The sequence below is a fragment of the Mycobacterium sp. NAZ190054 genome, from assembly GCF_001545925.1.
Classification (GTDB): domain Bacteria; phylum Actinomycetota; class Actinomycetes; order Mycobacteriales; family Mycobacteriaceae; genus Mycobacterium.
Window position 1 is genome coordinate 1 of the sequence record NZ_LMVQ01000083.1, and the last position, 12,844, is coordinate 12,844.

The following is a 12,844-nucleotide window of genomic DNA, read 5'->3' on the forward strand; positions in this document are numbered from 1 at the left end:
ACAAGTGGTTGTTCGGCGTCGGGGCGGTCACCGCCAGCGCCCTGTGGTTCACCGGCCTGGGTGGCGGCGGCCAGGGCCGCGCCGCCGAGCAGCGCGCTCAGCGCCACGGTCTTCACAACTCGCACGACAGTCACATCGTCGAGGCTAACGCCTCGCGTTACACGGCGATACTTTTCGGCCGTCGCTCAGGTCACGACCAGCGAGACGGCCAGCGCGAACATCGTCGCCGCGATCGCGCCGTCGAGCAGGCGCCAGGTCTTCGGCGACGCGAACAGGTGGCGCAGCCGGGTGGCGCCGAACCCGAGACCGGTGAACCACAGGGCGCTGGCGGTGACCGCCCCGACGCCGAACAACCACTTGTTGTCCTGGTGTTCGTTGGCCAGCGCGCCGAGCAGGATCACGGTGTCGAGGTAGACGTGCGGGTTCAGGAAGGTCATCGCCAGACAGGTGGCCAACACGGCGGTCAGCCGGGCCGGTGCCGCGTCGGCAGGGGTGAGCGCCCCCGGCGTGAACGCGCGGCGCGCGGCGAGCAGCCCGTACCCGATCAGGAACGCGGCCCCGGCGAATTTCGTGACGGTGACGATGTCGGGGTGGGCGGCGATCAGCGCGCCGAAGCCGGCGATGCCGGCGCAGATCAGCAGCAGATCCGACAGTGTGCACACCGCGACGACGGGCAGCACGTGCTCGCCGCGGATCCCCTGGCGCAGCACGAACGCATTCTGCGCGCCGATCGCGGCGATCAGGGCGAAGGCGGTGGCGAAGCCGCTGAGCACGACAAGGTAGGCGGGATGCACGAGGCTCAGGTTAAGGAGTCCACACGATGCAGTACAGCTAAAGATTCTTCACATGCATTAGTGACGCTAATCGACGCCGACATCGGGTCGACGGAAACGACAACTCGGCACGAATGGCGACCGCACCGGAAGCGGCTGCGACCAGTGAGCCGCATTCGGCTCAGCCCCAACCTGAGGTGACCGCGAGCGCAACGACGCACAGCAGTACGACCGCCGCCGTCACCCCGTAGGTTGCCGTACCTGTTGTGCTCAACCGATATCGGCCCATCATCTCGGCGTCGCGTGCGATTCCGATGATCACGCCCAGCAGAGGGAGTAGCAGGACGGCGTTGAGGACTTGGGTGGCGACGAGGATCGTCACCAGCGGGGCGCCGGGAATCATGACGATGAGCGCACCGAGCACAGTGACGGCGCCAAAGGTGAGGTAGAACGTTTTCGCCGCTCGGAACGGGTCATTGAGGGCGGATTCGACCCCGGCGTACTCGCATACTGAGTAGGCGGTCGACAACGGCAAGATGGCTGCTGCCAGCACGGCCGCGCCGACCAGTCCGATCCCGAACAGTGTCGATGCGAGGTCACGATCGCGACCGCCTCGCGGTCGATGGGCATTGTCGGGATCAGCAACCCGTGGGCGGCCGCACCCCAATCTGGGTCGGCCAGGATGCCCGACGCGATGTAGGCCAGAAACACCGTCGACAACATCAGCAAGAAGCGTTCGACGCGTTGGAAGCTGCCTCGCAGCACGAGTGCTGAGACGAGCAGTGCCGCGGCTGGGACGCTGACGTAGCGGCTGGTGCCGAAGAGCTCGAAACCTGCTGCTATACCGGCAAACTCGGCACACGTTGTCGCGATGTTGGCGATGACGAGCGCGGTGAGGACCGCGCCGCCGACACGTACCCCGTACCGCTGGCGCACCAGGCCGATCAATCCCTGGCCGCTGACCACTCCCATGCGAGCCGCCAGGGTATGGAACATCACGAGGGCGATCGTCGAGAGCAGTAACACCCAGAGCAGCTGGTAACCGTGGTCGGCGCCGAGCACCGAATACGTGGTGATACCAGCGGGATCGTCGTTCGAGAGCCCGGCGAGCAGTCCGGGGCCCACGACCGCGACCAGGGCGCCGATCGCCAACCGCCGGTGCTTCGTGACCGCCACGCTCACTGCATCCCCTGCCGGCGGCGGGGCCAGACTCCCGAGCGAAGGAAATGCCTCTGCCGCCGCGGGGTTGTGCTGGAGAGTCGGTCTCTCCAGTGACTGGCATGGTCGGCCGGCATTGCGCCTACCACGTCGGCGGTCTTGCTCGCCGGTAATGCACGCAGCACCCGTATCGCATCGTCGGGGTGGCTGGCTCGAATGACGTCGACGACCAGTGTGGCGTCCTTGGCAGAGAGGACGTCGGCGCCCCCGTCCAGCCGAATGTGGTGATGGTGAACCAGATTGACGGCCTTGCCCGGTACCAGCACCGGCGCCTTGCGTCCTCGGGACAGCACCACGTAGTCGACCACGGGTAAGCCTGGGTCGCCGTTCGTGCGCGCCACCACATCGGCGATGCGGCCGACCACGCATCCGTCTGCGCCGACGACCTTTCGGCGGACAAGTGCGCTGAGCAGGAGCACGTCAGCGGCGCATCGTGAGCGTCGTCAAAGACCGCGCCGTTACCCCGCGGCCCAGGTCTTGGCTTGCTCCAGTTCGTCGAGGCTGAACAGCGCCATCTCGCCGGGGACCATCCATGCCAGCGCCTGCAGTGTGTGGATCGCCCATTCCTTGTCGGTGACCACGGCGATGCGTTTGAACGCTGAATGGTGACGTATCAACGCCCCGAGACCCAATTTCAGGTCCTCGGCCAGGCCACCGGGACCGAAGCCCTCATAGGTGGGTGCGATGACCTCGACGATCCGAACCTCGCCGCCCTGCAGCATCTTCGCCATGGTCGGCTTGAAGTTGCGTAAGTCCTCACCGCTGGCACGGCCGGAGACCCTGAATCCCGACACGCCCTCGGGCATGTCCGACAACACCTCGATCATCGAACAGTCTCCTTCCCGCCGACTTGAGGGTGCTCTGCCCTCCGCGACACAACGCTACGACGCACTGGTGATCATTGTCGGGAGTCCGACCAACCGTGCACGAGGGTCGTTGGTCCTCTGACTGGCGGCCGTCCTCCCAAGTGCGTCCTCGAGGACGCCACGGGTGTCGGCCGCCGACATCGGGGTGGGCAGGAACTTGCGGGCCGAGCGCCGGGACCGGATGACGTCCGTGAAGGGCGGCGCCGCGTCAACCATGGGGAAATCCTTCGACATTCGGTGAAATTGCTAGAGGCTCAGGGCCGTGGCGAGTGCCCGCAACGTCGGCCGCGGGTCGGAACTGGGCCCGTCGCCGATGACCTGCACCACGACGTGGTCTGCGCCGGCATCGAGGTGGGCGGTCAGCGAGGCGGCCGCTTCGTCGGCCGACCCCATGCCCACCAGCGCGCGGGCCAGTCGGTCGGACCCGCCGATCACCAGGTCTGACTGGTCGAATCCTTGCCGCAGCCAGGAGTTCTGGTAGTTCTTCAGCCGGGAATAGAGATCCAGGTGCTGGTGTGCCCGCCGGAGTTGATCTTCAGCGTCCCCGCCGATCGCCACGGCCTGTTCGGGAACCAGCCACGCATCGGGACCGAGGATCTCACGGGCGGTCTTCGTCTGTTCGGGCGTGACGAGGTAGGGGTGTGCACCGTCGGCGAGCTCGCCGGAGAGCTGAATCATCTTGGGGCCGAGGGCAGCGAGCAGACGGGTGGCCCGAGCGCCCGACTCGACCTCCTCGGGCACTGAGTTCATCCGCTCGAGGTACGTCCGCATCGTCGTCAGCGGCTTGCTGTACGCACCTTCGAGCACCTGCTCCACGTGGGGGCGTGGCTCACGCCCAAGCCGAGAACGAACCGACCCAGATACAGTGCCGCGAGCGTGCGAGCTCCGGTCTCCGCAGGCAACGGGATCCGGAAGTGGATATTGGCGATGCCGGTACCGACCACCAGTCGATCCGTGGCCGCGAGAAAGGCCGCCGACTCGATCAACGCGTCCTTGCCACCGCCTTCGGGCATGAACAGCGACCCGAAGCCCATCGCCTCGATGTCCTTGGCGATCGCCTGCGCCTCACGTATCGGCCAGGGTTCGCTGTTCCACCACACGCCCACCTTGGCCGGGAACCGGAGACCGGTAGATGTTTTCGCCATTGATGTACCTCATTTCACATCAGAAGTTGTGACCGGCGGGTCAGGACCCGCAGCGCCGGTGATCGCGAGGCCACGTCGAACTGTGCCTTGCGTTGTGGTCATTCAGTCGACCGCTGGGCGTGCGAGCCCTTCCAGTGTTTGCCGGAGTTCGTCGATGTCGTCGTATGTGAGCTGACACGCCGATCTGATCTGCTCGGTGACGCCGCGGATGTCGGGCCCGAGCGCCCTGCCCTCGGCGGTCATGTCCACCAACACTCGACGTTCGTCGGAGCGGTCTCGTACGCGGGTAACCATCCCCGCCGCTTCGAGTCGCTTCACCAACGGTGTGATGGTGCCCGTGTCCATCTCCAGGCGGGCGCCCAATGCGCCGACCGTTTGCGGCGCGCCATCCAGCAGCGCCAGGATGACCAGGTACTGGGGAAATGTCAGGCCCAGTGGCTCCAGAAAAGGCTTGTGCTGCCGGATCATTCGGTTCGCAGCACCGTATAGGGCAAAGGACAGCTGCCGACCCAACTTGTGCCGGGGGTCGTCCTGCGTCTCCACCGACGAATCTCCAGAGCGCAATTCCATAGTGCACTAGAGGCTAGCACGCTAGCGGCGATCATCTAGCCAGCCGACGGGGGCCGGCCCCTGCCCCGGCTCAGTTGATGGTCAGGCCGCCGTCGACGGTGATGGTCTGGCCGGTGACGTAGCCACCCGCGGGGGAGGCCAGCCAGACCGCGGTGGCGGCGAGCTCGGCAGGGTCGCCGGTGCGGCCGAGGACCACCCGGGGCATCTGGGAATCCAGGTATCCCGGCTTGTACTCGTCGGTCATCTCCGATTTGAAGAAGCCGGGCGCCAGGGCGTTGACGCGGATGCCCTTGCGCGAGCCCCACTGCTGCGCCAGATCTCGGGTCAGGCCGATGACGGCGGCCTTCGAGGAGGCGTAGGCGGCCTGCGGCAACCCGGCCGTGGTGATGCCCAGGATGCTGGCGATGTTGATGATGGAGCTGCCGGGCTGCATCACCCGGCCGCACGCCTGCGCCATCCAGTACGAGCCGTGCAGGTTGATGTCGACGACCCGGCGGAACTCGTCGGGGGTCTCCCGGGTCGCGGGTACGGCGGTGCCGACCCCGGCGTTGTTGATCAACACGTCGACGTGGCCGAACTCGGCCACCGTGGCATCCACCAGGGCCTGGCAGGCGTCGGGGTCGGCGACGTCGGTGCCCACCGGCAGCGCCTTGCGTCCGGCGGCGGAGACCAGGGCTGCTGTGTCGGCCAGCTTCTCGACCCGGCGCGCGCCGAGGGCGACGTCGGCTCCGGCTTCGGCGAAGGCCTGCGCGAAGGCCACCCCGAGACCGGAGGACGCGCCGGTGACGATGACGACCTTGCCGTCGAGGCGGAACGAATCGAGCACTGTCATGGTGACCTCCTCAAGGCGTGACGGGCGATAGCGTACTTGTGCACTTCGGTGGGCCCGTCGGTGTCCCCGTCGGGAATGCCCGGAGTCCTCTCGAAAGTTGTTCGGGGGCAGTGAGTTCGTCACCAATAGAGCGTCTCCCGCGGCGTCGCGTCCAACCGGGACTTGCAAGGCGTCAGCCGAGCGGGAGTCAGGCGCGCCTGAAGGTCGTCGAACGCGACGAGACCGTGTCCCTGGAGGTGCTGCGGTCCACGACACCGGCGCCCGCCGGCTGACGCGTTTCAGGATGTGCGCAGTGGGCACCCGACGGGCACGGCCCCACGGTGGTTGAGGAGGTATGGCGGTGACCCATTCGAAGACGGAGCCCTCGATGGGGGAGTTGGTCAGTCAACTCTCCCAGCAGACGTCCCGGCTCGTCCGCGACGAGATGCGGCTGGCGCAGAAGGAGATGAAGGAGTCCGCCAAACACGCCGGTGTCGGCGCCGGGATGGTCGGGGCGGCGGCGCTGCTGGCGGTGCTGGGGCTGGCGACGCTGATCGCCGCCGCGGTAGCTGCGCTGGCGCTGGTGCTGCCGGTGTGGCTGTCGGCGGTGATCGTCGCCGTCGTGCTGTTCGCGGCCGCCGGGATCGCAGCGCTGGTCAGCAAGAAGCAGGCCGACCAGGTTCCGCCGCCGGCGGAACAGACCCTCGACAGCGTCAAGGCCGACATCGACGAGATCAAGGGGGCACGCCATGGAAACAGGACCTGACCCGCGCCCCGAGCCGGGGCCCGAAGCCGGCGTCGACGAGCTGCAGGCAGACATCGAACAGACCCGCGCCGAGCTCGGCGCCACCGTCGGTGCGCTGTCGGACAAACTGGACGTCAAAGGGCGCGCCCAGCAGGCGGTCACCGAGGCCAAGGAGTCGGTGACCCAGCGCGGGCACGAGGTGGCTCACCGCGCGAAACAGCGTCCCGCGGTGCCGGTGGGGGTCCTGCTCGCCGTCATCGCCGGCATCGGCGTGGTGATCTGGCTGCGGCGCCGCTGACAATCAATCCTGGCCGTCGTCGGGTTCGGTGAGTTCGGGCGCGATCTCGCGGGTGGCCATCCCGCCTTCACGGCCATGGTCTTCGGGGCCCGGCCTGCCGCCCTCGGGTTCCTCGGTCTTCTCGTCCCCACGTTCTGCGGGCATGTCGACTCCCTTCGTCTGTGTTTCTCCAGTACCCACGTCGTGCGACGACCAGACAAATCCGCTCAGCACGCTCGTCTCGACCGTCGGACTTTGCTGAATTTCGCGATACCGGGTATCCGGATGCGAAGATGACGAGCGGCTGCCGATGCACTCGGCACGCCGGCGGTTTGGGGAGGGTTCGTGGGCGAGGCGGTACTCGTCGACGCCGATGACATCGGCGAGGCAGAGCAGGCGCTGAGCGCGGCGTATTCGGAGATGCGGCTGATGTCCGCCCCGGAGGTCCCCGGCGGTCGCACCAGGGTGTTCCGGACGAGCATGGGCCCCCTGACGATCGACGATTGCGAGTTCAACTATCACCTGACCGCCGACATGGATCCCTCCGACGGCGTTCTGCTGTGCCGGGTCCGGGCGGGTGTGCTCGGCGGCAACCTTCCCGGCCGGCCCGTCGAACGGCACGGCGCGGGCACCGTGCTCGCGTTCGGCGGACGCCGCGACGAACGGATCGCCGGCGATATCGACCGGGCCCACTACGACATGATCGTGCTGGACCGGTCGCTGCTGGGAGCAGTGGCCTACGGTTCCTCGGGCGGAGAACTCGAGCCGGTCGACCTGACGTCGCTGTCGCCGCTGTCGGAGGACGCAAACCGCCACATCGCCGACGTGATGTCGCACCTGCGGCTCGAGGTCGGCGCCAACGCACACGCGGTGTCCCAGCCGCTGGTGACGGGCCCGCTGCTCCGCTACCTCGCGGGATGTGTGCTGGCCGCGTTCCCGAACACGGCAGCCGCCCGGCCCCGCGCCGAGGACGGCAGCCGGCGGCCGCTGGAACGCGCGCTCGCGTTCATCGACGACCACGCCGACACCGACATCTCGCTTGCCGACGTCGCCGCGGCCGCCCATGTAGCCCCGCTGTCGGTACACACGATGTTTCTGCGACACCTGAACTGCACCCCGAAGGACTATCTGCGCAGGGTGCGGTTGCACCACGCCCACCGCGAACTGGTGGTCAACAACCCGGGGACCGCCACCGTCGCCGACATCGCGGCGCGCTGGGGGTTCGGTGTCGTCGAGGCGTTCGCGGTGTACTACCGGGGCCGTTACGGCGTCCATCCCGAAACCACACTCGCGAGCTGACTCACGACGGCGCGTACGCTGCTGGACGTGATCGAAATCCCACTGAGCGAGATGCGTAACTGGTTCGGTTTCGGGGTCGCGGGGAACTTCGCGGGGCACCTCGAACAAGCAGGTGAGGCCGCCGATTTCGTGAACGTGACCAGTGAAGGTGCCGCGCCGAAGGGAATCTTCCCGTGGTACGCACCGGGGTCCGACACGTTTCTGGGCGAGTTCCCGCTGTCCCACGACGCCATCGTGCTGCCCGACGACAGTCCCGAGTTCTCGGGCCCGCTGAACCTGCAGATCGAACCCGAGGTCGGCCTGGCCTGCCGGGTCGTGTGGCAGGGAGACACCATCGTCACCCTGGAGCCGTTCGCGCTGGGCGCGTTCAACGACTGCTCGATCCGCCGGCCGGGTGCGCCGAAGATCAGCCACAAGAAGAACTGGGGTCAATCGTCCAAGGGCGTCGCGGCGGAGTTCTTCGACATCAGCGATCTCACCCCGGACGGACCGACGGCGACCCTGCGCCTGGTCTGTCACCTGGACAGCGACGGTGAGGAGCACGATTACGGCGTCGACAGTCCGCTGATCGGCTACTCGTACTACGGCGAGGTGCTGCTCGACTGGATCGTCGAACGGCTGGCCAATCAGAAGGGCGCGCCGGAGACCCCGCTCGAAGACGTCGGCGCGCTGATGGTCGCCAGCGGGCATCCCGAGAACGTGTTGATCGGCATCGGGGCGACTCGATACACCCCGCTGGGCGAATCCACGTATCTCAAGCAGGGTGACGAGGCCATCGTGCGGGTGTACGACACCGCGTCCGAGGCCGCCTCGGTGCTGCGTCAGCGCGTGCGGTAACGCCGAACTGTCGTTCTTACGGTAGCCCGCTCGGTTATCGTGTCGCTGTGACGAGCGACGACGGTGTGGGCGTGACGGGCCAGCGGGCGCTGGTGATGGGTGCCAGCGGCAACGTGGGTGCCTGTGTGGTCCGCCATCTCTCCGCCGAGGGTGCCGACGTCCGCGTCCTGCTGCGGAGGTCCAGTTCCACCCGAGGGATCGACGGCCTCGACGTCGAGCGCGTCTACGGCGACCCGTTCGATCCGGCGACGGCCGCCGCCGCGATGGCCGGCCGCGACGTCGTCTACTACTGCATCGTCGACACCCGGGCCGAGCTCAAGGATCCGGCGCCGCTGTTCGCGACCAACGTCGACGGTCTGCGCAAGGTGCTGGACGTCGCCGCGGACGCGAACCTGAAGCGTTTCGTGTTCCTGAGCACGATCGGCACCATCGCCGTCGGGGTCAACGGGGAGACCGTCGACGAGGACACCCCGTTCAACTGGGCCGACCGCGCCGGCGGTTACATCGAGTCCAGGCGCGCGGCCGAACAGTTGGTGTTGTCCTATGCCGCCGAGCGCGGTGTTCCCGCCGTCGTGGTCAACGTGTCCAACCCGTACGGGCCACCGGACTTTCAGCCGCGCCAGGGCATCTTCGTCCAACTCGCGGCGCTGGGGAAGTTGCCGTTCTACGTCCGGGGCGTCGGCTCCGAGGTGGTGGGTATCGACGACGCCGCCGACGCGATGCTGCGGGCTTCACTGCGGGGACGCGTCGGCGAGCGCTACATCGCCTCCGAACGGTTCATGACGCACCGGGAACTGCTCACCACCGCGGCGGACGCGGTGGGCGCCCGCCGACCGCGGATCGGAATTCCGATGGCCGTCGTGTACGGCTTCGCCCATCTCGCCGACGCCATGGGATCGCTTCTGCGCGTGCAGGTCCCGATCAGCAGACAGAGCGCCTTCCTGCTGGCGTTCACGTCACCGGCCAGCCACGCCAAGGCCACCCGCGAACTGGACTGGCATCCGAGGCCCACCGAACATTTCATCGCGCGGGCCGCGGAGAACTACGTGCAACGGCATCGAGTGGGCGCCTGAGATCTCGCCGGACGGAATTTCTTCTCCGGTCCGTCGCTTTCATAGGTTGTCGCCGCGGGGGCGGCCACGACCGAGGAGATCCGCAATGTCCGATCACCGTTCGAACGCCGATGCAGTCTCCGGTGGCTCCGTCCGCCGCGCACTGGTCCTTGCCGGTGCCGGAGGCGTGCTCGCGGCGGGCCTCATCGGACCCGGCGCCGCCAGTGCGCAGGCCCAGTCCTGCCCGGACGTGGAAGTGGTGTTCGCGCGGGGCACAGCCGAACCCGCGGGAATCGGCCGGGTCGGGGACGCCTTCGTCGACGCGTTGCGTCATGACCTGGCCGGCCGCACCGTCGACGTCTACGCGGTCAGTTACCCCGCGTCCTACGACTTCCTGCAGTCCACCCCGGTCGGCGCCGACGACGCCAGCGCGCACATCCAGGCCACCGCGGCGAGCTGCCCAGCCACCAGCATCGTGCTCGGCGGCTACTCGCAAGGGGCGGCGGCGGTCGACCTGATCACCGCAGATCCCAACGCCACGTTCGGGTTCGGCCGGCCCATGCCGCCGGCCGTCGCGGATCACGTCGCCGCGGTCGCGGTGTTCGGCAACCCGTCCACCAAGATCGGCCGTCCCCTGACCTCGATCAGCCCGCTGTACGGGGGCAAGACGATCGACCTGTGCAACGGCGCGGATCCGGTGTGCTCCGACGGCGACGACCGTCCCGCACACAGTCAGTATGTGCAGACCGGCCTGGCGCAGCAGGCGGCGGATTTCGTCGCCGCCAAGCTCGGGGGCCACAACAGGTCCGACGTGCTCGTCAACGCGTCGGGCAGCGCCGTGAGCTGACCGAACGGAGCTACGCCCGTCGCGCGCGCTTGCGGTCGTAGAGGTCGCGGTCGGCGGCCGCGAACAGCGTGTCGAACGCGAGGCGGTCCGGCGGGCCCACCGAGACACCATGGGTGACCTCGACGGCGAGTCCTTCGGTCAGTTCTCCGGACAGGGTCCGGGCCTGGGTCTCGTCGTCGACGCCGGCGATCAGCACGAACTCGTCGCCGCCGATCCTGCCCAGCACACTGTCGGCCGGTATCCGCGCGACCCATCCTCGGCTCAGATCGCTCAGCAGGCGGTCGCCGACGACGTGTCCGCGTTGGTCGTTGACGCCCTTGAAGTCGTCGACATCGAAGACCACCACGGCGATCAGCTGATGGCGGCGCCGCGCCCGTTTGATCAGCCGTCCGACCTGACGCCTGAGGCCGGCACGGTTCCACACCAGTGTCAGCGGATCGCGGAACGCCGCGTCGAGCAGCACGGAGTTGCCCAATCCGAACACCTCCGCGGCGCCCAGCACGCTCAGCGCGTAGACGACCATCCACAGCGGCGGGATCGGCGCCGGCGCGGCCAGGAGCGCGACGACCGCGGCCGTGACCAACACCGCCACCGCGATCCGCGTCACCCCGGGGCCGTGCCAGGTGCGGATGAAGATGGCCACGAACATCAACGGCACGACCGACCAGATCTGGGCGACCTCCTGGTCGTGAAACAGCACGGCGGCGATCGGGGTGAAGCCCAGGATGGTCAGGGCGACCGGATAACGCCGGCCGGTCAGTGGCTTGGGCGCCGACACCAACAGGCCCGCGATCGCCAGCGTCACGGCGGCGATCTCGCCGCGGGCATCCGAGCGGGGCGAATCCACGACGAGGGACTGAAGAACCGACACCGTGTAGAGGACGGCCATGATGGCGAGGTAGATGATCAGCATCTTCCGCCGAAGCAGCTCGTCCAGGGGTATCACCAGAGCAGCCTAAAGCGTGACAGCATCCCTGTTGTGGCAGATCAACTCGACACCGCGCAGCTGGCCGCACTGTCGGCGGTCGTCGAGTTCGGCAGCTTCGACGCGGCCGCCGCGCACCTGCGCGTCACCCCGTCGGCGATCAGCCAGCGGATCAAGGCCCTGGAACAACGCGTCGGACAGGTGCTGGTGCTGAGGGAAAAACCTTGTGTGGCAACGCCGGCCGGTGCTCCCTTGCTGCGGTTGGCAGCGCAGACGGCGCTGCTGCAGGCCGAGGCGCTCGCCGAGATGCGCGGAGGCAGCGCGGACCTTCCGCGGATCGCGCTGGCGGTCAACGCCGATTCCATGGCGACGTGGTTCACCGAGGTGTTCGCCCGGCTGCCGGACGTGCTGTTCGACGTGCGCATCGAGGACCAGGACCATTCGGCCCGGTTGCTGCGTGAAGGGGTGGTCATGGGGGCGGTGACGACCGAACGTGCACCGGTGGCCGGTTGCCGCGTGCAGCCGCTCGGGGTGATGCGCTACGTTCCGGTCGCCTCGACGGACTACGTGCGGCGCCACCTTCCGGACGGGTTCACCCGTGAGGCCGCGGGGCAGGCACCGTCACTGGCCTGGAACCGTGCCGACGCGCTGCAGGATCAGCTGCTGCGCAAGGTCTTTCGCCGCAACATCGCCCGGCCTACCCATTACGTGCCGACGGCCGCGGGTTTCGGTGCGGCGGTGCACGCCGGACTGGGCTGGGGCATGTACCCGATTCAGCTGCTCGACGGGTCCTTCGTGGCGATCACCGACCAGCACCTCGACGTGCCGCTGTACTGGCAGTGCTGGAAGCTGGACAGTGACACCGTCCGTCGGGTCACCGCCGCGGTCGACGCGGCCGCCGCCCCGCTGCTCCGCGAGAATGCCGACCGCCGGTAGCGGGCCCGCCCGGCGATCGTCCGCTCAGTCGAGACAGAACTCGTTGCCTTCGGGATCGGCCATCACGATGTGGCCGGCCTGCAGCGGAGGCGCCGGCTCGTGGCGGCCGAGGCGGGTCGCTCCCAGCGCGACCAGCCGGGCGCACTCCTGTTCCAGCGCCGCCATCCGCTCGTCACCGGCGAGCCCGTCGGCCGCGCGGACGTCGAGGTGGACACGGTTCTTGGCGTCCTTGCCCTCCGGCACGCGCTGGAAGAACAGCCGCGGACCCCGGCCGTCCGGGTCGATCACCGCTGACGCGTCGTTGTGCCGGTCGGCCGGCACGTTCATCGTGGTCAGCGCCGCCTCCCACGAATCGAACCCCGGCGGCGGTGGTTGCACCACGTAACCGAGCACCTCGGCCCAGAACCCGGCCAGGGCCGCCGGATCGCCGCAGTCGAACGTCACCTGGATGTCACGGGCCGTCATGCCGCCATCATGTCAAAACGCTCCCGTCGCGGGTGGTCTCACGCGGGGCTACTCGGGGAGTCCCTTGTCCAGAATGTC

Annotated in this window: 18 protein-coding genes and 1 pseudogene; 7 read left to right on the top strand and 12 right to left on the bottom strand. The window is 68.1% G+C overall.

Going from position 1 to position 12,844, the window contains the following annotated elements; all coding sequences use genetic code 11:
* Window positions 1-185 precede the first annotated feature (185 nt).
* The 9 genes and pseudogenes from ASJ79_RS07690 to ASJ79_RS07725 all read right to left on the bottom strand — a co-directional run bounded on the left by ASJ79_RS07690 (window position 186) and on the right by ASJ79_RS07725 (window position 5,404).
* Window positions 186-794, bottom strand: a complete 609-nt coding sequence (locus tag ASJ79_RS07690) for a LysE/ArgO family amino acid transporter (protein ID WP_067954131.1) — start codon at window positions 792-794, stop codon at window positions 186-188.
* Between the two features lie 160 nt (window positions 795-954).
* Complete coding sequence (locus ASJ79_RS33725; RefSeq protein ID WP_231750769.1) at window positions 955-1,326, bottom strand: divalent metal cation transporter; 372 nt, start codon at window positions 1,324-1,326, stop codon at window positions 955-957.
* A 104-nt stretch (window positions 1,327-1,430) separates the two neighbouring features.
* Window positions 1,431-1,955, bottom strand: a pseudogene (locus tag ASJ79_RS33730) (NRAMP family divalent metal transporter); the annotation flags it as partial.
* Window positions 1,952-2,410, bottom strand: a complete 459-nt coding sequence (locus ASJ79_RS33735; RefSeq protein WP_067954132.1) for a hypothetical protein — start codon at window positions 2,408-2,410, stop codon at window positions 1,952-1,954. The pseudogene ASJ79_RS33730 and the gene ASJ79_RS33735, both read right to left, overlap by 4 nt.
* A 39-nt stretch (window positions 2,411-2,449) precedes the next feature.
* On the bottom strand, window positions 2,450-2,818 hold the full coding sequence (locus ASJ79_RS07705; protein WP_067954133.1) for an STAS/SEC14 domain-containing protein: 369 nt from the start codon (window positions 2,816-2,818) through the stop codon (window positions 2,450-2,452).
* A 285-nt stretch (window positions 2,819-3,103) separates the two neighbouring features.
* Window positions 3,104-3,664: a TIGR03620 family F420-dependent LLM class oxidoreductase gene (locus ASJ79_RS33740; protein WP_231750770.1), complete on the bottom strand. Its 561-nt coding sequence runs from the start codon at window positions 3,662-3,664 to the stop codon at window positions 3,104-3,106.
* Window positions 3,634-4,002 carry an LLM class flavin-dependent oxidoreductase gene (locus ASJ79_RS33745; RefSeq protein WP_231750771.1) on the bottom strand — a complete coding sequence of 123 codons (369 nt, stop codon included), beginning with the start codon at window positions 4,000-4,002 and terminating at the stop codon, window positions 3,634-3,636. Before ASJ79_RS33745 ends, ASJ79_RS33740 begins: the two co-directional genes overlap by 31 nt.
* Before the next feature lie 102 nt (window positions 4,003-4,104).
* Window positions 4,105-4,545: a MarR family winged helix-turn-helix transcriptional regulator gene (locus ASJ79_RS07720; protein WP_197420121.1), complete on the bottom strand. Its 441-nt coding sequence runs from the start codon at window positions 4,543-4,545 to the stop codon at window positions 4,105-4,107.
* Window positions 4,546-4,642: 97 nt separating this feature from the next.
* Entirely contained in the window at window positions 4,643-5,404 is a 762-nt protein-coding gene (locus ASJ79_RS07725) for an SDR family NAD(P)-dependent oxidoreductase (RefSeq protein WP_067954136.1), read from the bottom strand.
* 334 nt (window positions 5,405-5,738) lie between these two features.
* On the opposite strand from ASJ79_RS07725, the gene ASJ79_RS07730 reads away from it, so the two are divergent.
* Complete coding sequence (locus tag ASJ79_RS07730; protein ID WP_067954137.1) at window positions 5,739-6,149, top strand: phage holin family protein; 411 nt, start codon at window positions 5,739-5,741, stop codon at window positions 6,147-6,149.
* A complete protein-coding gene (locus ASJ79_RS07735) occupies window positions 6,133-6,426 on the top strand; it encodes a DUF3618 domain-containing protein (protein ID WP_067954138.1) in 294 nt (97 codons plus the stop codon). Before ASJ79_RS07730 ends, ASJ79_RS07735 begins: the two co-directional genes overlap by 17 nt.
* Before the next feature lie 3 nt (window positions 6,427-6,429).
* Here ASJ79_RS07735 and ASJ79_RS33080 read toward each other — a convergent pair whose 3' ends face one another.
* Window positions 6,430-6,570 (bottom strand): hypothetical protein, encoded by a 141-nt coding sequence (locus ASJ79_RS33080; RefSeq protein ID WP_197420122.1) that lies wholly within the window; start codon window positions 6,568-6,570, stop codon window positions 6,430-6,432.
* A gap of 180 nt (window positions 6,571-6,750) precedes the next feature.
* Here ASJ79_RS33080 and ASJ79_RS07740 point away from each other — a divergent pair, with 180 nt between their 5' ends.
* The 4 genes from ASJ79_RS07740 to ASJ79_RS07755 all read left to right on the top strand — a co-directional run bounded on the left by ASJ79_RS07740 (window position 6,751) and on the right by ASJ79_RS07755 (window position 10,440).
* Window positions 6,751-7,704, top strand: a complete 954-nt coding sequence (locus tag ASJ79_RS07740) for a helix-turn-helix domain-containing protein (RefSeq protein WP_067954139.1) — start codon at window positions 6,751-6,753, stop codon at window positions 7,702-7,704.
* Window positions 7,705-7,731: 27 nt separating this feature from the next.
* Window positions 7,732-8,541 carry a DUF5718 family protein gene (locus tag ASJ79_RS07745; RefSeq protein WP_067954140.1) on the top strand — a complete coding sequence of 270 codons (810 nt, stop codon included), beginning with the start codon at window positions 7,732-7,734 and terminating at the stop codon, window positions 8,539-8,541.
* 47 nt (window positions 8,542-8,588) lie between these two features.
* A complete protein-coding gene (locus ASJ79_RS07750) occupies window positions 8,589-9,614 on the top strand; it encodes an NAD-dependent epimerase/dehydratase family protein (protein ID WP_231750772.1) in 1,026 nt (341 codons plus the stop codon).
* A gap of 85 nt (window positions 9,615-9,699) precedes the next feature.
* A complete protein-coding gene (locus ASJ79_RS07755) occupies window positions 9,700-10,440 on the top strand; it encodes a cutinase family protein (protein WP_067954141.1) in 741 nt (246 codons plus the stop codon).
* Window positions 10,441-10,450: 10 nt separating this feature from the next.
* On the opposite strand, the gene ASJ79_RS07760 is transcribed toward ASJ79_RS07755, so the two are convergent.
* Window positions 10,451-11,386 (bottom strand): diguanylate cyclase, encoded by a 936-nt coding sequence (locus ASJ79_RS07760; RefSeq protein WP_067954142.1) that lies wholly within the window; start codon window positions 11,384-11,386, stop codon window positions 10,451-10,453.
* 33 nt (window positions 11,387-11,419) lie between these two features.
* Between ASJ79_RS07760 and ASJ79_RS07765 the strand changes: the two genes are divergently transcribed.
* Entirely contained in the window at window positions 11,420-12,301 is an 882-nt protein-coding gene (locus ASJ79_RS07765; RefSeq protein WP_067954143.1) for a LysR family transcriptional regulator ArgP, read from the top strand.
* A 24-nt stretch (window positions 12,302-12,325) separates the two neighbouring features.
* On the opposite strand, the gene ASJ79_RS07770 is transcribed toward ASJ79_RS07765, so the two are convergent.
* Window positions 12,326-12,766, bottom strand: a complete 441-nt coding sequence (locus ASJ79_RS07770) for a VOC family protein (protein ID WP_067954144.1) — start codon at window positions 12,764-12,766, stop codon at window positions 12,326-12,328.
* Between the last annotated feature and the right edge of the window lie 78 nt (window positions 12,767-12,844).